This is a genomic window from Streptomyces sp. MA5143a, from assembly GCF_900290235.1.
Lineage (GTDB): Bacteria > Actinomycetota > Actinomycetes > Streptomycetales > Streptomycetaceae > Streptomyces.
In genome coordinates this window covers 1-18,156 of sequence record NZ_OLMK01000076.1, presented here as the reverse complement: position 1 = coordinate 18,156, position 18,156 = coordinate 1, and the positions used below count along the sequence as shown (strand labels likewise).

General features: G+C 72.7%; 18 protein-coding genes. 7 read left to right on the top strand and 11 right to left on the bottom strand.

The genetic code is table 11. The features are described from left to right. Positions 1-14 precede the first annotated feature (14 nt). The 5 genes from SMA5143A_RS30185 to SMA5143A_RS30165 form a co-directional block, all read right to left on the bottom strand. Entirely contained in the window at positions 15-626 is a 612-nt protein-coding gene (locus SMA5143A_RS30185; protein WP_107465941.1) for a DedA family protein, read from the bottom strand. A gap of 361 nt (positions 627-987) precedes the next feature. Continuing rightward, complete coding sequence (locus tag SMA5143A_RS30180; protein WP_107465940.1) at positions 988-1,440, bottom strand: DoxX family protein; 453 nt, start codon at positions 1,438-1,440, stop codon at positions 988-990. 85 nt (positions 1,441-1,525) lie between these two features. Next, on the bottom strand, positions 1,526-3,532 hold the full coding sequence (locus tag SMA5143A_RS30175) for an FAD/NAD(P)-binding protein (RefSeq protein WP_375136562.1): 2,007 nt from the start codon (positions 3,530-3,532) through the stop codon (positions 1,526-1,528). A 205-nt stretch (positions 3,533-3,737) separates the two neighbouring features. Continuing rightward, positions 3,738-5,384 carry an alkaline phosphatase D family protein gene (locus SMA5143A_RS30170; protein ID WP_107465939.1) on the bottom strand — a complete coding sequence of 549 codons (1,647 nt, stop codon included), beginning with the start codon at positions 5,382-5,384 and terminating at the stop codon, positions 3,738-3,740. Between the two features lie 145 nt (positions 5,385-5,529). Continuing rightward, on the bottom strand, positions 5,530-6,174 hold the full coding sequence (locus tag SMA5143A_RS30165) for an HNH endonuclease family protein (protein ID WP_099964195.1): 645 nt from the start codon (positions 6,172-6,174) through the stop codon (positions 5,530-5,532). A 603-nt stretch (positions 6,175-6,777) separates the two neighbouring features. Between SMA5143A_RS30165 and SMA5143A_RS30160 the strand changes: the two genes are divergently transcribed. The 3 genes from SMA5143A_RS30160 to SMA5143A_RS30150 all read left to right on the top strand — a co-directional run bounded on the left by SMA5143A_RS30160 (position 6,778) and on the right by SMA5143A_RS30150 (position 8,750). Next, positions 6,778-7,359 (top strand): TMEM165/GDT1 family protein, encoded by a 582-nt coding sequence (locus SMA5143A_RS30160; protein ID WP_107465938.1) that lies wholly within the window; start codon positions 6,778-6,780, stop codon positions 7,357-7,359. A gap of 169 nt (positions 7,360-7,528) precedes the next feature. After that, the gene (locus tag SMA5143A_RS30155; protein ID WP_107465937.1) at positions 7,529-8,194 is read left to right on the top strand and encodes an HAD family hydrolase; all 666 of its coding nucleotides are present in this window, start codon (positions 7,529-7,531) and stop codon (positions 8,192-8,194) included. 34 nt (positions 8,195-8,228) lie between these two features. Continuing rightward, positions 8,229-8,750: a hypothetical protein gene (locus SMA5143A_RS30150; RefSeq protein WP_107465976.1), complete on the top strand. Its 522-nt coding sequence runs from the start codon at positions 8,229-8,231 to the stop codon at positions 8,748-8,750. Between the two features lie 111 nt (positions 8,751-8,861). On the opposite strand, the gene SMA5143A_RS30145 is transcribed toward SMA5143A_RS30150, so the two are convergent. Together SMA5143A_RS30145 and SMA5143A_RS30140 are read right to left on the bottom strand one after the other, a co-directional pair. Further along, the gene (locus tag SMA5143A_RS30145; protein ID WP_107465936.1) at positions 8,862-9,200 is read right to left on the bottom strand and encodes an antibiotic biosynthesis monooxygenase family protein; all 339 of its coding nucleotides are present in this window, start codon (positions 9,198-9,200) and stop codon (positions 8,862-8,864) included. A 51-nt stretch (positions 9,201-9,251) separates the two neighbouring features. Further along, complete coding sequence (locus tag SMA5143A_RS30140) at positions 9,252-10,316, bottom strand: peptidoglycan-binding domain-containing protein (RefSeq protein ID WP_181362068.1); 1,065 nt, start codon at positions 10,314-10,316, stop codon at positions 9,252-9,254. A 223-nt stretch (positions 10,317-10,539) separates the two neighbouring features. Between SMA5143A_RS30140 and SMA5143A_RS30135 the strand changes: the two genes are divergently transcribed. Beyond that, complete coding sequence (locus SMA5143A_RS30135) at positions 10,540-12,708, top strand: MDR family MFS transporter (protein ID WP_308812052.1); 2,169 nt, start codon at positions 10,540-10,542, stop codon at positions 12,706-12,708. Here the strand turns inward: SMA5143A_RS30135 and SMA5143A_RS30130 are convergent. Further along, complete coding sequence (locus SMA5143A_RS30130) at positions 12,665-13,195, bottom strand: GNAT family N-acetyltransferase (RefSeq protein WP_107465934.1); 531 nt, start codon at positions 13,193-13,195, stop codon at positions 12,665-12,667. The genes SMA5143A_RS30135 and SMA5143A_RS30130 overlap by 44 nt on opposite strands. 283 nt (positions 13,196-13,478) lie before the next feature. Between SMA5143A_RS30130 and SMA5143A_RS30125 the strand changes: the two genes are divergently transcribed. Together SMA5143A_RS30125 and SMA5143A_RS43165 are read left to right on the top strand one after the other, a co-directional pair. Next, a complete protein-coding gene (locus SMA5143A_RS30125) occupies positions 13,479-14,204 on the top strand; it encodes a hypothetical protein (RefSeq protein ID WP_107465933.1) in 726 nt (241 codons plus the stop codon). Positions 14,205-14,209: 5 nt separating this feature from the next. Next, the gene (locus tag SMA5143A_RS43165) at positions 14,210-14,827 is read left to right on the top strand and encodes a hypothetical protein (RefSeq protein WP_258193814.1); all 618 of its coding nucleotides are present in this window, start codon (positions 14,210-14,212) and stop codon (positions 14,825-14,827) included. Positions 14,828-14,951: 124 nt separating this feature from the next. On the opposite strand, the gene SMA5143A_RS30115 is transcribed toward SMA5143A_RS43165, so the two are convergent. Next, positions 14,952-15,356: a J-domain-containing protein gene (locus SMA5143A_RS30115; protein ID WP_107465932.1), complete on the bottom strand. Its 405-nt coding sequence runs from the start codon at positions 15,354-15,356 to the stop codon at positions 14,952-14,954. Positions 15,357-15,474: 118 nt separating this feature from the next. Between SMA5143A_RS30115 and SMA5143A_RS30110 the strand changes: the two genes are divergently transcribed. Then, positions 15,475-15,870 carry a hypothetical protein gene (locus SMA5143A_RS30110; RefSeq protein ID WP_055519135.1) on the top strand — a complete coding sequence of 132 codons (396 nt, stop codon included), beginning with the start codon at positions 15,475-15,477 and terminating at the stop codon, positions 15,868-15,870. Between the two features lie 47 nt (positions 15,871-15,917). On the opposite strand, the gene SMA5143A_RS30105 is transcribed toward SMA5143A_RS30110, so the two are convergent. Both SMA5143A_RS30105 and SMA5143A_RS30100 read right to left on the bottom strand, forming a co-directional pair. Further along, positions 15,918-16,589, bottom strand: coding sequence for an O-methyltransferase (locus tag SMA5143A_RS30105; RefSeq protein WP_107465931.1), 672 nt, complete (start codon positions 16,587-16,589; stop codon positions 15,918-15,920). A 116-nt stretch (positions 16,590-16,705) separates the two neighbouring features. Continuing rightward, the gene (locus SMA5143A_RS30100) at positions 16,706-17,968 is read right to left on the bottom strand and encodes a DUF2330 domain-containing protein (RefSeq protein ID WP_107465930.1); all 1,263 of its coding nucleotides are present in this window, start codon (positions 17,966-17,968) and stop codon (positions 16,706-16,708) included. Between the last annotated feature and the right edge of the window lie 188 nt (positions 17,969-18,156).

Below are 18,156 nucleotides of genomic sequence, written 5' to 3'. Positions count from 1 at the left end.
CCCGCCGCCGGCCCTCAGCCGGCGGCCCGCGGTGGCCGCATGAAGTACGCCGCCGCCGCGCCCGCGCCGAAGAGGGCGGCCAGGGAGACCGCCGTCGCGAGCCAGGTGGGGCCCAGCCAGTGGGCGCCGAGGTAGCCGAGGGCGACGCTGTAGCCGGCCCACGTGAGGCCCGCCAGCGCGGACCAGGGGAGGAAGTCGCGGGCGCGGTGGCGGGCGGCGCCCGCGCCGAGGGAGACGACCGAGCGGCCCGCGGGGGCGAACCGGGCGATGACGACCAGCAGGCCGCCGCCTCGGGCGAGCGCCGCGCCGAGACGTTCCTGCGCGGTGGTCAGGCGCCGGGAACGGGCGATCGCGCGGTCCAGGCGCGCACTGCCCGCCCACGCCAGGCGGTACGCCACGAGGTCGCCGAGGACGGACGCCGTGGCCGCCGCGAGGATCAGGACGAGCACGTCGGGGACGTCGTGGGGCATCGCGCCCGCCGCCGTCTCCGCCGCGGCCGCCGTGGCCGCCGCGACGACCAGGACACCGCTCGGCAGGACCGGGAGGAACACGTCCAGCACGATGGACGCGGCCACGACGGCGTAGATCCATGGGCCGGCGGTCAGCCAGCCCAGACTCTCAAGCACCGAGCACTCTCCTGTTGTCCCCCGACATCACGGTGATCCCGTGATAGCCGAACAGCGTACGCCCCGGGTACGACACAAAGCCCACAGGGGCTCATGTGTCCGTCACGAACGGTTCATCAGAGGCGGTGCGTACGCCGGAAGGAGTCAGGGACGACCCGGGGGAGGAGAGCCGGGAGGAAAGGGGCCGCGGAGCCGGGAGTGCGCGCGCGACCGCCGGGGGCGTGTGGCGCCCCCGGCGGCCCGGTGCCGCCGCGGCGGTGAGGAGACCGGCGATCAACCGGCGATCAACCGACGGCCATCGGCCGACGGTCACCGGCGTTCACTGACTGTCCTTCAGCGGCGGTGTCGGTGTCGGTGTCGGTCAGGCCGCCACCGGCTCCCGCTTCCTCGCCTCCCTGCCCTGGGCCGTCGAGCGCTTGGCGATGAACTTGTCCAGGCCGAGCGCGCCCGAGCCGGTGAAGACCAGGAGGAACATGGTCCAGCAGTAGAGGGCCGCGAGTTCGCCGTTGTTCTGGAGGGGCCACAGGGCCTCCGGCTGGTGGACCTTGAAGTACGCGTAGGCCATGGCGCCCGAGGCGAGGAACGCGGCGATGCGGGTGCCGAGGCCGAGAAGGACCAGGCTGCCGCCGACGAGTTGGATGACGGCCGCGTACCAGCCCGGCCAGGCTCCGGTGGCGGCGGTTCCGCCCTGTCCGTCGACGCCGCCGAGGAGGCCGAAGAGGCTCTTGGCTCCGTGGCAGGTGAACAGCAGTCCGATGACGATGCGGAACAACCCGAGGGCGTATGGCTGGGCGCTGTTGAGGCGTCCGGTCATGTGGGGTGACTCCTTCGGTATCACCCGGTCCCGGTGGGGACCGGTGGGGACGGGATTACCGGCGGGTCACACCAGTTATGCACCGCTACTCGATGGTTACAAGTTCAACATCTGGCCAGGTCCTTACCTCCTCTTGGTCGGATTTTCCCCCCGTTACCGCGCGTAGAACGGCCCGTGCCACCGCGTCCGCGTCCGAAAGAGTGACCGAATCCACGCCAGGTCGGGCTCCCGCGGCGGTCACCCAGTGCACCCCTTCCGTCGGCACCCCGAGAGCGAACCGCTTCTCGTGCGGCACTCCGTGACGGTCTATCAGGTGATAAGGCCGGGATGTGACGTCCAGCCCACCCGTCTCGTGCCCGTCCACCCGGTGCGGGCGGCAGGCGCCCTCGCGCAGCAGCCGGGCGAGCAGTTCGTCGGTGGTCCGGCGGACATCCGGTTCGGGCAGCCGCGCCTCGACGAGCGTCGTGACCCGGACCTCGGAGCCCGGCACGCCGGGGGAGTGGGCGAGCCAGGCACCGTCGTCCTGCCGTACCTCCAGGCCGGGGCCGAGGACCGTCAGGACGCCCGCCTCGATCAGCGCGGTCATCTCCTCGATACGGCTGCGGGGCGGGCCGATGGAGAGGAAGGCGTTCAGGGGTGTGTACCAGCGGTCCAGGTGCTCCCGGCGGGAGTCGCCGGTCAGTCCGCCGTGGTCCACGATCAGCCGCAGCTCGTTGCGCAGGTCCCGCAGCACGTCCAGCGCGGCCTTCTCCGGGCCCGCCACATTGCCGAGCGCGGCCCGCGTGGCGTCCTCGCGGAGGTGGGCGAGCAGCCAGGCCCGCCAGGCCCCCGGATCCGGGAACACGAGCCCCGCGTACGGGCGCGAGACACGCTCCCACGACCAGCGGTCGCCCTCGGGCACCCCGAACTCGTCCAGGACGGCGACCTCTTGGCGGCTGCGGTGCGGGGCGGCCAGGAACCGCTCACGGAAGGCGCCGTCCCCCGCGGCCTGCTCGCCCGCGGCCTGCTCGCCCGCGGTCTCCGCGCCCGCCGCCTGCGCGCCCTGGCGCCGCCTCAGCGCCTCGTAGTAGACCGTCTCCACCTCCTTCGCCACCAACGGCCATATCTCCGCGAGGAAATCCGGTGCCTCCCCGGAGTCGGCGCGCTTGCGGAAGCCGGCGATCACCTCGGGGGTCAGGACGAGCGGCACATGGCGGCCGTAGGGGCCCTTGGCGTTGTCGCCGCGCGCCTGGTACGGCACCCCGCGCCGGGAGCCGGCGTAGAGGCGGGGCTCGCGGCCCGAGGGGAGGTAGCGCGGCGACCGGGACCGCCGCGTGCCCGGCTCCCGCTCCTCCTCGTCCCGGTCGTACACGAAACGGCCGCCCCGGCCCGTCGTCAGCAGGGCCATGTGGTCGAAGAAGTTGAGGCCGAGTCCGCGCAGGAGGACCGGTTCCCCGGGGGCCAGGGAGCAGAGGTCGAGGTCGGCCGGGTTGGCGGGCGGGAGGTGGCGCAGACCGTGCCGGGCGGCGTACGCCGTCGTACGGCGCTCCTCCTCGTCCGGGGCCGTGGGCAGGTGGCCCTGGGCGAGGACCACGGCGGCGAGGCCGGCGAGGACGTGACCGGTGGCGAGGGTGAGGCGCTGGCTGCCGTCGGGCGCGTCGTCGAGGCGGACCGCGCGGGTCCGGTGCGTCCGTACCCGGACCGCGGGGGGCGCGCCCCGGACCGTCTCGGCGAAGACCCACTCCAGGTAACGGCCGTACTGGGCGCGCGTCGGATAGTCGTCGGGGCCGGGCGCGGGCGGGCCGCCGGGATCGGCCCGGTCGGCGGCCCACTCGTGGAGGCTCGGCCCCGGCCGTATCGGACCCGAGCAGTCCACGCTCTCGTCGGTGAACAGGGTGACCTGCGAGGCCACGGTGTTCATCAGCAGCCGCGGGGACTGGGCGGTGCGCCACACCTGGCCGGGCCCCGGCGGAGCCGGGTCGACGACATGGACGGTCAACCGGATCCCGGGACGCAGCAGTTCGGGTGCTGAGGCGCAGAGGCGTTCCAGGACGCTGGTGCCGCGGGGGCCGGCGCCGACCAGAGCGACGCCGATGTCACTGATCCCTGGCAACTCGGACAAGGGGGTAACTCCCGTGCGTGTGGGGCGCGTCGTGGGGCGCGGCGCGGCGGACCGCCCGAGAGCAAGCGGACGGTCCGCCTCATCATGCCGTCGGACGGCACGCGAACGGAGCACTGAAACCCTTCAGCGCACCCGGTGTGGGATGCCTCACGCGCATCCCGGACAACAGGGGTGCCAACCGTGTCCAATGGCGGTATTAGGGGGTGAGTGCCGACTCCGTGACCGTCTCCAGCCGGGCCTTCTCGCCCTTCCGGGCCCGCGCCTGCTCGAAGCGCAGCCGGGCCGAACGGCCGCGCAGGGTCAGGGTCATGAGCTGGTTGCCGAACCAGGGGCCGCCCGCCTTGTGCCAGTCGATGGAGGGCCGTCGGCCCCGCCCGTGCCGTCCGAGCCAGCGGCCGATCGACCGCCCGATCCGGCTCCAGCCGAAGTGGAAGCCCAGTTTCATGGACAGCGGGACGGAGTTGTGGACCGGGGAGCAGGTGAGCTGCAGAACGCGGGCGTCCGGCACGGCGGGGGCGTCGGCGGGCCAGGTCGGCTGGGCGATGTAGGCGTGGTGCACGTCCCCGGAGAGCACCAGCACGGTCGCCGGGGCGCCGTCCCCCGAGCCGGCCTCGGCCGTCAGCGCGGTCAGCGCCTCGAAGGACTCCGGGAACGCGGCCCAGTGCTCCAGGTCCGCCGCCCGCCGCACCTTCTCCCCGAACCGCGCCCAGCGCTCCCCGCGCACGCCCTGGCACAGCGCGGCGTTCCACGACTCGGCCCCGTGCACCAGGTGCGGCAGCAGCCAGGGCAGCGAGGTGCCGATGAGGAGGTGGTCGCAGGAGCCGGGGTCGTCCAGCGCCTGCTCCCGCAGCCAGGCGGCCTCACCCGCGTCCAGCATCGACCGGTTCGCCTCGTCGAGGACCCGTGCGGCCCGGCTGTCGAGCATCAGCACGCGCACGCGTCCGAAGTCCCGCCGGTAGCTCCAGCGGACGGAGGCGAGGTCACGGTCCGCCTCGGTGGCGTGCGCGCGCAGGACGTCCGTACCGTCCGGGACGGCGCGTACGGCGGCGTACACCGGGTCGGCGGCCAGTTCGGCGGGGGTGAGGTTGCCGAGGTGCTGGTGGACCCAGTACGACATCAGCCCGCTCAGGATGCGCTCCTGCCACCAGGGGGTGTCCCGCATGTCGGCGAGCCAGGACGCGCTGGTGTTCCAGTCGTCGATGACGTCGTGGTCGTCGAAGATCATGCAGGTGGGTACGGTGGACAGCAGCCAGCGGATGCCCGGGTCGAGCCAGGACTCGTAGTAGAGGTGGGTGTACTCCTCGTAGTCCGCGACCTGGGCGCCCGGCGGTTCCCTCAGGTCGCGGCGGGAGGCGAGGTAGGCGCGGGTGGCCTTGGACGTCTCGTCCGCGTAGACCTGGTCGCCGAGGAGGAGCAGGACGTCGGGGCGCTCGTCGCCCGCCCCGGCGGCGATACGGGAGGCCAGCGCGTCCAGGGCGTCCGGCCCCACCGGGTCGGGGTCGCCGTGGGGCGGCGCGGCCCAGCGGCAGGAACCGAAGGCGACACGGACCGGGTCGTCGCCGGCCGGGGTGTGGATCTCGGAGGGCGGGAAACGGGAGTCGGGCGGGGGCCAGACCGGCGAGTCGTCGAGGAGGACCTCGTACGACGACACCGTGCCCGGGGTCAGGCCCGTCACCGGCACCAGCGCGTAGTGGTGGCCGGAGATCTGGAAGGTGCGGGCCCTGCCGCCCCCGCCGCCGGCGCAGCGCACCTCGGCCGTGCAGGGGCGGCTCGTCTCGACCCAGACGGTCGCGGTCGAACCGTCCACGTATCTCAGCAGTGGGCCAAGGCGCAGTTCCGCCATCGGCGATCACCCGCTCCCTCTCTGGTCGGAGGTCCCTGGGGGACGCCTGTGTCCCCGCGGACCACCCTCCTCCGTCGCCCCGTACGGTACGGAACGACGGAGGAGGTCGGGGAGGTTCCGGGTCACCGCGAGCGCGTCGGGTATGTCAGCAGTTCGCGAGATAGCCGGTGAGGGCGCTCTTCTCGGCGGAGTCCACGGAGAGGTCGTAGTAGTACTTCACCTGGACCCAGGCGCGGACGTACGTGCAGCGGTACGCGGTGCGCGACGGCATCCAGGTGGCGGGGTCCTGGTCGCCCTTGGCCTGGTTCACGTTGTCCGTGACGGCGATGAGCTGCGGGCGGGTCAGGTCGTTGGCGAACTGCTGCCGCAGCGAGCTGCTCCAGTTGTCGGCCCCGGAGTCCCACGCCTCGGCCAGCGGCACGAGGTGGTCGATGTCCAGGTCGGAGGCGGCGGTCCAGGTGGCGCCGTCGTACGGGGAGTACCAGCTGCCGCTGGTGGAGGCGCAGGCGGAGTCGGTGACGACGTTCGAGCCGTCCCGCTTGAGGACCGTCTCGCGGGTGTTGCAGCTGCCGCTGATGGTGATCCAGTGGTTGAACAGGTCCCGGCTGTAGCCGGTGCGGTCCTCGGTGGCCACGGTGAGGGTGGCGAGGTAGCTGCGGGCGGTGGCGGCGCTGACCGGGGTGGGCAGGGCGGCGGAGGCGGTCGGGGCGTTGAAGAGCGCGGCGGAGGCTATGAGTCCGCTGAGCGCGGTGAGTATGCTGAGCCGTCGACGCGCGTAGAACCTGCGCATGGGAACTCCTTGTGGGGCCGGGGGGTTTGGGGCGCGAGCGATTGAAGGGTCGCGGTGGGGTGTTACCGGCGGATGAGCGTCGGGTGAGAAGTTAATGACGTGCGCATGACACGACAAGGGTTTGGGCGGGGATTGGTGCGGGGGCGCCTTCCGGCTCGGGGGGCGCTTGTTGTTGGCGGGTGCGGACGAGTGGGGGCTTGTCGCGCAGTTCCCCGCGCCCCTGAAGGGAACGGGCCTGCGGCCCGCCCTTCATCCTGAAAAGCACGGGGCGCAGCCCCGGTCGCTTTTCAGGGGCGCGGGGAACTGCGCGAGAAACCACGAAGCGCCCGCACCCGAAAGGCGGCCCCCGAAGCCCCCAGGCCGCGTCGCGTACCATTGGCCGCGCAGAAGGGGAGTAGCTCTTCGCCGGACCGTCGACATACTGCTCAGCTCGTCTGAGCCGGCGCCCGGAGCGGGTCCATCGACAGGGGGCCCGCCAGCGAGACCTTCGGCAAGCAGTGCACACCCGTGCGACCCCGCACGGGTGAACGTGTGCTGCCGTGCCGAGGTGTCGCGTCAGCGGACGGTTTCTCTCGGTGGGGCAGCCCGACCGATTGAGGACCCTTGATCAGCTTCAGTGTCACGGCGCTCGTCTTCGGCGTCGTCTTCCTCGCCGAGCTCCCCGACAAGACCGCGCTCGCCGGCCTCGTCCTCGGCACCCGCTACCGCGCCTCGTACGTCTTCGCCGGTGTCGCCGCGGCCTTCGCCGTGCATGTCACGCTGGCGGTCGCCGCCGGCAGCGTCCTCACCCTGCTGCCCCAGCAGATCGTGCACGCGCTCACCGGTGTGCTGTTCCTGGGCGGCGCGGCGGTGCTGCTGATGAAGAAGGACGAGGGTGAGGAGGAGATCCGCAGGCCCGAGAACCAGAACTTCTGGAAGGTCTCCGGCGCGGGCTTCATGCTCATCCTCGTCGCCGAGTTCGGCGACCTGACCCAGATCATGACGGCGAACCTCGCGGCGCGGTACGACGACCCGCTCTCCGTGGGCCTCGGGGCCGTCCTCGCGCTGTGGGCCGTGGCCGGGCTCGGGATCGTCGGCGGCCGGGCGCTGATGAAGAGGGTGCCGCTGAAGCTGATCACCCAGATCGCGGCCGTGCTGATGACGGGGCTCGGTGTGTGGAGTTTGTGGGAAGCCGTGACGGGATGACGAAGGGGGGTGGCGGTGAGCCCCGTTTGTTTTGTACCGTGGAGGAACAAAGTGGCTCCCGCCCGCATTCCCTGACCGGTGGGCGGGGCCGCCTTGTCCTTCACGGGGCCGTACGGCTCTCTCCGGACGCCCGGCCCCTGCCCGCGTTCCCGCGCCCTGGAGCTTGCCGATGCCGGCCACGACCGTTATGACCGCCCGCGCCTTCCTGCTCGACATGGACGGCACCCTCGTCAACTCGGACGCCGCGGTCGAGCGGGTCTGGCGGCGCTGGGCCGAGCGGAACGGGCTCGACGGCACCGAGGTCATGCGGGTGGTCCACGGACGCCAGGGGTACGCCACGATGGCCGTACTCCTGCCCGACCGGCCCATGGAACTGAACTACGCGGACAACGCGCGGATGCTGGAGGAGGAGACGGCGGACGTGGACGGGGTCGTCCCGATCCCGGGCGCGCCGGAGTTCCTCGCGTCCCTCACCGCCGGCGGAGTGCCGCACGCGCTGGTGACCTCCGCGAACGTTCCCCTCTCCACCGCGCGGATGACCGCCGCCGGGCTGACCCTGCCCGACGTCCGGGTCACCGCCGAGTCCGTCGGCGCGAGCAAGCCCGACCCCGAGGGATTCCTGAAGGGCGCCGCCGAACTGGGTATCGCCCCCGAGGACTGCGTCGTCTTCGAGGACTCCGAGGCGGGCATTCAGGCGGGCCACGCCGCCGGCATGCGCGTCGTCGGCATCGGCTCGCGCGCGGCCGCCCACGGCCCGGACGCCGTGGTCCCCGATCTGCGCTCGGTACGGGTCGTAACGGGCGAGGACGGGCTGGTCCGGCTGCACATCGCCTAGGGGTGTGTGCCGGAAGTGCTTGGGGTCGGCCGAGGTGAGTGTGCGGGGGCGGAGTTACAGGTACGTCGGACCGGTTGAGCTGGAGGCCGCGGTCCGGCCTGGCGGTGGCGGGTGCCGCATCGGCTCGGCGGCTGACTTCGACCGCTGGATCGCTGAGCGATCGGCAGCGGAACTGACCGAACCCTTCACCTTTGTGGTCGGCACGGACGGTGTGCTTCGGCTGGCGCCGCGGCGCAGTGAGCACGTGGCCTGCGCCGGTGGGCGCATGGTTCTGAGTGCCGGCGAGATCAGCTTCATGCGTGAGGCGGACCGGTGGACCGTGGACGAGGTCAGCAACCAGTCCACCGGATACTGTCCGGACGTCACCTCCTGGCCGGCGGTGGCGCGTGCTCTGGACGACGTGGAGCTCGGGCGGCCCTCCGGCTTCACCCACGAGGTGGTATTCCGGCGGTGCCCCGACTGCCAGGAGCCCACCATCGTGCGCGAGGACGACTTCGTCTGCGTCTTCTGCGGCGGCGATCTGCCGGAGGCGTGGAACGTGGATCCCTCCGTGTGACGCGACACACGGCCCGGAGCCGCGCCGCCGCGGCCCCGCCCCGCGCGGCCGCGCCGCCGCGGCCCCGCCCCGCGCGCGGTGGGGCGACGGCGGGGCGCGACGCGGGGGCCGTCAGGCTTCGGTGTTCTTCGGGCCCGTCTGCTGGACCACCTCGAAGGACCAGACGGTGGAGGCGGACGCGGCCGGCTTGGGGCGGTCGGCCGGGGGCTGGTCGCCGCCGCCCTGGTGGGCCTGCTTCATCGGACCCTCCATCCACGCCTCGAACGACGCCTCGTCGCGCCACCGGGTGTACACGAGGTAGTTGTCGGTGCCGTCGACGGGGCGCAGCAGCTCGAACCACTCGAACCCGTCGGAACCCTCCACCACCCCGGCACGAGAGGCGAACCGCTTCTCCAGCACCTCGCGCTGCTCGGCGGGTACGGTGAGGACGTTGATCTTGACGATGCTCATGAGGTCATCCTGCATCACGGGGTCGACGGGGGTGTGCGTCGACCCCCGGCGTCAGGGTTCCTGGGTTTCCGCTTCCAGGCGGGCTCGGGTGGCCAGGCCGTACACGCCGGGTTCGTCGTCCTTCGAGACGGCCCGGGTGGTCTGGTAGTCGATGACGGCCTGTTCGACCTGGCGGTCGAAGCTCTGGTCGATGTCGCCGTTGTAGAGGCCCAACTGGCGCAGCCGGAGCTGGAGTTCGGTGACCTCTGGGTCGTCGTCGCCGAGGCGGAGCGTCTTCGGGGCCTCCAGTCGGCTGTCCCCCTTCTTGTTCGCTTCGTCGGCCGTCGACCCGTCGGAGGCGCGGGCGCTGGGCGACGCCTCGCTGGGACTGGGCGACGGGGACGCCGACGGTGACGCCGACGACTTCGAGGCGGAGGGGGACGGGCTCCCGGACGGCTTCGCCCGTCCGGCGCCGCCCGGCGGTGCCGGTGCGGGCGCCCCGCCCCCGGCGGCCTCCTCGGGCGTCTGCACCGGCGTCTTGTCGCCGTCCACCGTGGTGTCCGGCGCGCTCGCCCGCACGTCGTCCGGGAGTGCCCCGTTCCGCTCGGGCGCCTCGTAGGAGAAGAGGCCGCTCATGAAGCCGGCCGCCGCCATCACCCCGGCCGCCGCCGTGCCCCCGAGCGCGACGATCAGCCCCGTACGGCGGCGACGGCCGGCGGAGCGGGGGCGTGCGGGCGTCGAGGAGCGGGTGTGCGGGTGCCCGGAGGCGGAAGCGGGCGGTGGGACCGTGAGCGGCCGGGTGCGGTCGTCGGCCGGTGTGGTCCTGCGCGGGGCGCGGAAGGCCGCCAGCCGCATCGTCGCCGCCTCGGCGGGCTCGCCGTGTCCGGGGCCGCGTGCGGGCCTCCGGTCCGCGAGGGGGCCGGTGTCGTCCGGGTGCCCGTCGTGGTCCCCGGCGTCGCCCAGTTCCACGTACGGGCGGATGCGCAGCGGGTCGAAGTCCTCGGCTGCCGCCGCCTGTGCCGTGCGGGCTTCCAGGAGTGCTTCGGAGACGCGGCGGCCACAGCCGCAGGACGGGGTCCCGTCCGTGGCCCGGGGAGCGAAGCACTCCGGGCATATGTGGCTGTTCGGTTCACTCACGTGTGGTCCCTCCCCGTGAAGACTCCCGAGTTTATGCAAACCGTCGTCACACAACCTCCCGATCGTCACAGGAGTGACGGGCGCCGCAGTGGTTCGACAGGCCATAACCGGTCACACCGCCCACGATGGAAGGAACACCGGAGGAACGACCGGAGAACGAGCCGGAGGAATGAGGAAACCGGGGACGCCGTACGAGGCCCTCGGAAGCCCTCGGGAGGTCCGTATGACCGACGACACCGCGCACGACGACGGCGGCCGCCCGGCGGGGCACGAGGCGGGGCGCGGGGCGGGGCCCACGGCGGGAGATCCGACGGGGAGCGCGGTGGCGTCGGACCCCGCCGGTGCACGTCGTGCCGCGGGGGCCGCCGAGCATGTGCCCGGTGGGGTCATGGTGTCCATCGGGGCCCTGCTGCTCGGGATGCTGCTGGCCGCGCTGGACCAGACGATCGTGTCGACGGCGCTGCCGACGATCGTGAGCGATCTGGGCGGCCTGGAGCATCTGTCGTGGGTCGTCACCGCGTACATGCTGGCCGCCACGGCGGCGACACCCCTGTGGGGGAAGCTCGGCGACCAGTACGGCCGCAAGCGGCTGTTCCAGACGGCGATCGGGATCTTCCTCGTGGGGTCGGCGCTGTGCGGAATGGCGCAGGACATGCCGCAGTTGATCGGGTTCCGGGCGCTCCAGGGCCTGGGCGGCGGCGGGTTGATGGTCCTGTCGATGGCGATCGTCGGGGACCTCGTCCCGCCGCGTGAACGAGGCCGCTACCAGGGGCTGTTCGGAGCCGTGTTCGGCGCCACCAGCGTGCTCGGGCCGCTGCTCGGCGGGCTGTTCACCGAGCATCTGAGCTGGCGCTGGGTGTTCTACGTCAATCTGCCGGTCGGGGCGGTCGCGCTGATCGTCATCGCCGCAGTCCTGCACGTCCCCCGCAAGGCCGAGCGGCACGTCATCGACTACCTCGGCACCTTCCTCATCGCCTCCGTCGCCACCTGCCTGGTCCTCGTCGCCTCCCTCGGCGGTACGACCTGGGACTGGAGCTCGCCGCAGATCATCGGTCTCGCCGTACTGGGCGTGGCGCTCGCCGTGGTCTTCGTGGCCGTGGAGCGGCGGGCGGCCGAACCCGTGCTGCCCCTGAAGCTCTTCCGCGTCCGCACCTTCACCCTCTCCGCCGTGATCAGCTTCATCATCGGCTTCGCGATGTTCGGGGCGATGACCTATCTGCCGACGTTCCTCCAGGTCGTGCGCGGTGTGTCGCCGACCATGTCCGGTGTGCACATGCTGCCGATGGTGTTCGGTCTGCTGCTGTCGTCGACGGTGTCCGGGCAGATCGTCAGCCGTACGGGCCGCTGGAAGGTGTTCCCCGTCGCCGGGACCGCGGTGACGACGCTCGGCCTGCTGCTCCTGCACCAGCTGGACGCGCACAGCGGCGACGGCGAGATGAGCGCGTACCTCTTCGTCTTCGGGCTCGGCCTCGGCCTCGTCATGCAGGTGCTCGTGCTGATCGTGCAGAACGCCGTCCCGTACGAGGACCTGGGCGTCGCCACCTCCGGCGCGACCTTCTTCCGGTCCATCGGGGCCGCGTTCGGGGTGGCCGTCTTCGGCACGGTCTTCGCGGGGCACCTCGGGGACAAGCTGGCGAGCGCCCTGGACGGTGCCCGGCTGCCGGCCGGCGTCAGCGTGGACGGGCTGAAGGCGGACCCGCGGGAGATCGCCGCGCTGCCGTCCTCGCTGCGTCCCGCCGCGCTCGACGCCTACGCCGAGGCCATCACCGACGTCTTCGTCTACGCGGCCCCCGTCGCCCTCCTCGGCTTCGTCCTCGCCTGGTTCCTGCGCGAGGACCGGCTGCGCGCCTCGGTGACGGCCCCCGACGGCACAGAGACCTTCGCCAGCAACCCCGTCGAGCGGTCGTCGTACGACGAGGTGTGGCGGGCGCTGTCCCTGCTCGGGTCGCGGGAGGGCCGACGGGAGATCTACCGGACGATCACCGCGCGGGCCGGTTACGACCTGGAGCCCGCCGCGAGCTGGCTGCTGCTGCGGATCCGGAGGTACGGCTGGGTCGAACCCGCCGTTCTCGCCGAGCGCACTACCGTGCCACTGGATGTGATCATGGCCGCGTCGCGGCAGGTCGAGGAGCGCCGGCTCGCCCGCCGTGAGGGGCTCGACCTGGTGCTGACCGGTACCGGGCGCGCGGCCGCCGACCGGCTCGCCAAGGCCCGTGAGGAGTCACTGGCGGAGCTGCTGGGCGACTGGTGGGGACCCGACCGGCCGACCGATCTGGTCCGTCTGGTCGAGGAGCTCACCGACGAGATGTGCGGCTCGGACGCCGAGCGTCCGCACGACGAACGGCCGGTCACCCGCCCGTCGGAGCCGCCGGCCGCGCCAGTCTCTTCGTGAACCAGTGGTCCGCGTACGGGTCGTCGTTGTGCGGCTCGCCCTCCTCGTAGCCGAGCCGTGCGTACAGCGCGCGGGCCTCGACGAGGTCGGCGCGGGTGTCGAGCACGATCCGCTCCGCGCCGAGGAGCCGGGCCCGGTCCTCGGCCGCCGTCACGAGCAGCGCGGCGCCGCCCTTGCCGCGGGCGTCCGTACGGAGGAACACCCGCTTGAGTTCCGCCGTGTCCGCGTCCATCAGCCGGACGCCCGCCGTGCCGACCGGTTCGCCGGCGTACCGCGCCACCAGCAGCACCCCGTCCGGCGGCGCGAGCCGGTCCCCGGTGTTCGCCGCGATCTCCCGCTCCAGTTCGTCGGGGTCGGTGGCGCGGCCCTCGTGCAGCAGGTACCAGCGGTCGCTGACCTCCGTGTAGTACGCCCGCCAGAGCGCTGCCGCGACGGGCGAGTCGAACGGTTCGGGGGCTATGGACCAGGCGGTCGTCGTGGAGGCCATGGCGGGATTGTCGGTGATCGGGTGAGGCGGACGCGAGCGGGTTTCACGGCGCCGGGCACTGACTTCACGGGGCGGGCGAGTGCCGGGCGGCGGACGCTGTGCCGGTCCGTGGTCAACGGTGTTCTGCCCGGGGCCACTTCAGACGCCCCGGGGCCGCGCCGGGCGCCATCGCCTCTCTCGCCCGCCCGTCGTCGCCGTTTGAACGAAACGGTTCGGGCAACCCGGTGCGAGAGACGGCCCGCCGAGCCGAGAAGCCCTGGGCCGACGAATCTGGAAGGCATCCATGTCCACAGGCGTGATCATCGCTTTGATCGTGATCGTGGCGGTCGTGGTCGTTCTCGCGGCCGTCCTGACCCTGCGCGCCCGCGGCGCCTCGAACGGCGGCGGATCGCTGAAGCGGCGTTTCGGACCCGAGTACGACCGGACCGTGGCCCACCATGACGGTGACGAGCGGGCCGCCGCCCGCGAACTCGCCGAACGAGTGAAGCGGCACGGCAACTTGGAGCGCCGGCCGCTGCCGAGCGCGGAGCGTGAACGGTACGAGGCCCGCTGGGCCGCCGCCCAGGAACGCTTCGTCGACTCGCCGCGCGAGGCGGTCGTCGAGGCGGACCGGCTGATCGCCGACCTGGCCGGTGCGCGCGGCTTCCCTGACGGCGGCCGCTACGAGACCCAGCTGGAGGCGCTCTCCGTCCACCACGCCCACCATGTCCACGGCTACCGCCGACTGCACCGCGCGGCGCAGGGCGGTTCCCCGGACACCGTGACCGCCGACGGCCGTTCGGGCGCCGGCACCGAGGAACTGCGCGAGGCCATGGTCGAGGGCCGCGCCCTGTTCGAGGACCTGGTGGCGCCCGGTCGCCGCGATACGCGGGCCGACCGTGACGCGGGGACGGAACCCGACCGCACGGCGGCCGACCGCCGCCGCACGACCACCACCACCGCCGCTCGCTCCGACGGCCGACACCATCTGCCGTGGGGCCTGACCAGGCGTCATGCGAAGGGGAGTTGAGGGGGATGACCGAGAACACGACGACAGGTGACGGCAACACCCGAGGGCGGCGCGAGCAGCGCCCCGCGGCCACCGGCACCGCCTACACCACGGGCGCCACCGGAACCAGCGGCTCCGGCATCACCAAGGGCACCGTGGACCCCACCCGCACCACCCATACCACCCGCACCACCGGCCCCAACGACACCATGGGCGCCACCGGCGCCGAGGACGCCCGGTCCCCGCTCGTGGCGGGTCACGAGGGCGAGGACGCGGCCGAGGGGCCTACCGCAGGCCGTACCGGGGGTCGTACCGAGGGACGTTCCGAGGGCCGGGCGACCGGTGCCGCCGCCGGCTCCGGCGGGCATCTGCTGCCGAACGAGGAGACCGACAAGCTCAGTCTGCGGTTGCAGCACGCGGTCGGCGGCTTCGTCGACGGGCCCCGGACCTCCGTGGAGGAGGCCGACCACGTCCTGGAGGAGGCGGCCTCCCGCTTCACCGACGCGGTCAACCAGCGGCGCCGCACGCTGCGCGCCAGCTGGCAGACGGCCGGCGAGGAGCGCGCCTCCTCCTCCGACACGGAGCAACTGAGGCTGGCCCTGCGCGACTACCGCGAACTCACCGAACGACTGCTCCGCCTGTAACCGCTCCGCTTGCGACGGCGCCCCTGAAGCGGCGCCCCTGAACGAGGCCGCGCCCCCGGTCGTGCCCGGGGACGCGGCCTCCCGCGTGCGCGGCGCGGCCGCCCCGTGTCCGCGCCCGAGGACGTCAACGGTTCTGTCGGGCCGCCCGCCACTCCTCGACGATCGCCTCGACGTCGTACGGCTTCAGCCCCAGCGGCGGTCCAGGCGGCGGGCGGAACATCATGGCGCGGATCTTCACGTTCACCTCGGTGATGATCTTCCGTACGGCCCGCTCGGACGGGGCCCGTGACGCGGCGGCCAGCGCGTCCTCCGCCTCCTTGCGCAACTCCAGCGCGGGCGGCAGCACCGACAGCCCCTCACGGGCCATCTTCCGCCTGATCCACCACAGTTCGTCGTACGTCGTGTCGTCCCCGTCGAGCGGTCGCCCCGCTCCGGGGAGGTGGGAGAAATCGCCGCGCGCCTCCGCGTCGCGGATCTGTTTGTCGACGAAGGACTCGAAGCTGACACCCGGTGGCTTTCGCTCGGTCATGCGTCCATTGTGCCGGACCCCGCACAAGCGGACGATCCGGCGATTTATCATGCGGCGGCGGTGCGTCGAGCGCGCCGTGTCCAGCGACAATCGGAGTTTGACCCGTTAGGAGCGGTACGTGCTCGAACTCACCATGGCCTCGGTGTCCGAGGCGGACGCCGGGGCGACGGCCGGCATGCAGATGGCCGACGCGCCCAGCGAGCCGGGCGCCGTGCTCCGGGTGGGCCGGGACCGGGCGGTGTGCCGTCTCGCGACCCCGGACGACTGGCTGTTCGTCTCCCGTGTGCACCTGGAGTTCCTCTGCGGCCCCGACGGCACCTGGCAGGTGACCTGGCTGCGCGGTACGCACGCCGAGCCCTCCTCCGAGGTCCGCCTGGCCCTCCAGGGCCACCCGCCGCAGCCGCTGCCGTACGGCGGCACCGCGAAGCTCCCGCACAACGGCTCCGGCGAGCTCGTCATCGTCGACCGCACGGGCCCGCGCAGCGTCAACGTGGGCTTCTACCACGAGCTCTGAGCCCGCCCCCGAGGACGGCGCCCGGCCCCGGCCCCGCCGTCCTCGGGTCAGTCCACGACCCGGGCCAGCGCGAACCCGTCGTAGCCCTTGGTGCCGACGGTCTGGATGGCCGTGCCGTCCAGCTTCGGGTGGCCGGCGATGAGTTCGATGGCGGCGCGGGTGCCGACGACGTCCGGTTCGGTGCTGTCGGCGTCGGCGACGCGGCCGCCCCGTACGACGTTGTCGACGATGATCAGACTGCCGGCGCGGGTCAGGCGCAGCGCCCACTCGACGTAGTGCGGGTTGTTGGCCTTGTCGGCGTCGATGAAGACCAGGTCGAACGGTTCGGGGTTCTCGTCGGCCAGCCTGGGCAGCGAGTCCAGGGCCGCGCCGACCCGTACCTCGACGAGCGGGTCCAGCCCGGCGCGCGCGATGTTGCGGCAGGCGACCTCCGCGTACTCGGGGCTGTACTCCAGGGAGATCAGCCTGCCGTCGGCGGGCAGCGCGCGGGCCAGCCAGATCGTGCTGTAGCCGCCGAGCGTGCCGATCTCCAGGATGCGCCGGGCGCCCTGGACGAGGGCGAGGAGCTGGAGCAGCTTGCCCTGGTTGGCGGCGACGTTGATGTGCGGGAGCTCGTTGGCCTCGCTGTCGCGCAGCGCGGCCTCCAGGGCCGCGTCGTCGGGGGAGAGGTGGGTCGTGAAGTAGGTGTCGACGTCGTCCCACGTCTGCGAGCTGCTCATGGACCTGCGCCCTTTCCGATAGCTAGTTAGATCGGCTAACTAGTTGCGCTAACGAATGGTAGGCGCAGGTCCCTTCGCTGTCAGGCGTTTCGCGTGCGTGTTTCGGTCGTTCGGAGTCAGGCGCCCGGACCGGGCTTGTGGTCCGACGGCGGCGCGGGAGCGGCCGGCGGCACGGGGGCGCCGTGCGGGTATCCGGCGTGCGGGCCGCCCGGCGGGACCCACGGGCCCGGCGCCATCGGGGGCAGCGGCGGCTGCTTGCGGGCGTTGCGGCGGAGCACGATCGCGACGGCCACCGCCTTGATCGCGAGCACGGCGATGCCGAGCCCGAAGGTGAACAGCCAGCCGGGGATGCCGCCCACGGTCCACATCTCGTCCACGTAGATGACCTTTCGATAGGGGTCGTCGGCCGCCGCCCGCCGGAGCGTGTGATCGCCGGAGATCCGCGACGGCTGGGGGAAGTTCTGCTCGACGGCGGTCAGGAAGTCCGTGCCACCGGCGGCGAGCTCGCCGAGCGGACCGCCGGGCGCGCCGATCCGGCCCGCGAAGGTGACCCGCGGCTCCTCCCCGCCGATCGCCGAGCCCGGCTCCATCCGGTGCCCGGCGAGGACGTACAGGTCGAGGGCCTGCGGGGTGGTGGCGAGCTTCGACAGCCGCATCGGGTACACCGGCGTGTCACTGGCGAAGGTGAGGTGCAGCGGGTCGAGGGTGCCGCCGAGTGGGACGTCCCCGGCCGCCTCCTGTGGCGCCAGCCTGATCGCCACGTACTCCCACTTCTGGCGGACGTACGGCTCCAGCGCGGTCTCCAGGCGGTCGGGCAGCTCGAAGCCGTTGTCGTCGAGCCAGTCGCCGAGGGCCCCGGAGTCCGTCGCGGTCAGCCGGGCCACGTCGAACGGGCCGAGCCGCTCCCGGCCGACGACGTCCACCGCGCCGTCGCCGGGCGCCGCCCCCGCCGAGCCGTCCTCCTCGAACGCGTCGAACGGCCAGTCGCCCGACCGCGGCCAGAAGTACTCCCGCTCGCGGTACTCGGGCGCCGTCTCCTCGGCGAGCCGGTCGAAGAGGGCCGCGTCCCCCAGCTCGACCGTCGCCCGATTCGGCACCGGCATGATCCACGCGGCCGTCCGGGCGTCCCCGGCGACCGTCAGACGCATCACGATCTGCTCCTCGCGGCCGTCCCAGCGCACCACGGACGTCTCACGGTTCACATACACACTGCGCTGCCCGTCCGGCACCATGGCCCCGCACCCACAGGCGTACGCCGGGGCCACCAGCGACGCCAACTGGAGACCGAGCAGCGCCAGGACGAGGACCGCCAGCCGTCCCCGCGTCCCCCGCGCCGGGTGTGTGCGCCCCCGTACGAAGTCGTTCGTCCCCCGTGCCATCCCCCGTCGCCCTTCCCGCCGTGCGTCCGTGCAGGGGCCCATGTTCCCAGGTGATTGTCCGTGGCCGGTCACAACCCCGGCCGCGATGTGCATCCGTGATCCCCGTCGTGCCCTTGAGCCATTCGACCGCCCCGCGCGCACTATCGTCTTCCGGATGAAACACGGGCGGCCCTCAGGCGAAGCGGAGG

Coding starts and splice junctions, on each gene's coding strand:
- SMA5143A_RS30135 (WP_308812052.1), top strand. CDS start 10,540: ATGACCGACGACACCGCGCACGACGACGGCGGCCGCCCGGCGGGGCAC.
- SMA5143A_RS30105 (WP_107465931.1), bottom strand. CDS start 16,589: ATGAGCAGCTCGCAGACGTGGGACGACGTCGACACCTACTTCACGACC.
- SMA5143A_RS30100 (WP_107465930.1), bottom strand. CDS start 17,968: ATGGCACGGGGGACGAACGACTTCGTACGGGGGCGCACACACCCGGCG.
- SMA5143A_RS43165 (WP_258193814.1), top strand. CDS start 14,210: ATGACCGAGAACACGACGACAGGTGACGGCAACACCCGAGGGCGGCGC.
- SMA5143A_RS30125 (WP_107465933.1), top strand. CDS start 13,479: ATGTCCACAGGCGTGATCATCGCTTTGATCGTGATCGTGGCGGTCGTG.
- SMA5143A_RS30165 (WP_099964195.1), bottom strand. CDS start 6,174: ATGCGCAGGTTCTACGCGCGTCGACGGCTCAGCATACTCACCGCGCTC.
- SMA5143A_RS30145 (WP_107465936.1), bottom strand. CDS start 9,200: ATGAGCATCGTCAAGATCAACGTCCTCACCGTACCCGCCGAGCAGCGC.
- SMA5143A_RS30130 (WP_107465934.1), bottom strand. CDS start 13,195: ATGGCCTCCACGACGACCGCCTGGTCCATAGCCCCCGAACCGTTCGAC.
- SMA5143A_RS30115 (WP_107465932.1), bottom strand. CDS start 15,356: ATGACCGAGCGAAAGCCACCGGGTGTCAGCTTCGAGTCCTTCGTCGAC.
- SMA5143A_RS30155 (WP_107465937.1), top strand. CDS start 7,529: ATGCCGGCCACGACCGTTATGACCGCCCGCGCCTTCCTGCTCGACATG.
- SMA5143A_RS30170 (WP_107465939.1), bottom strand. CDS start 5,384: ATGGCGGAACTGCGCCTTGGCCCACTGCTGAGATACGTGGACGGTTCG.
- SMA5143A_RS30180 (WP_107465940.1), bottom strand. CDS start 1,440: ATGACCGGACGCCTCAACAGCGCCCAGCCATACGCCCTCGGGTTGTTC.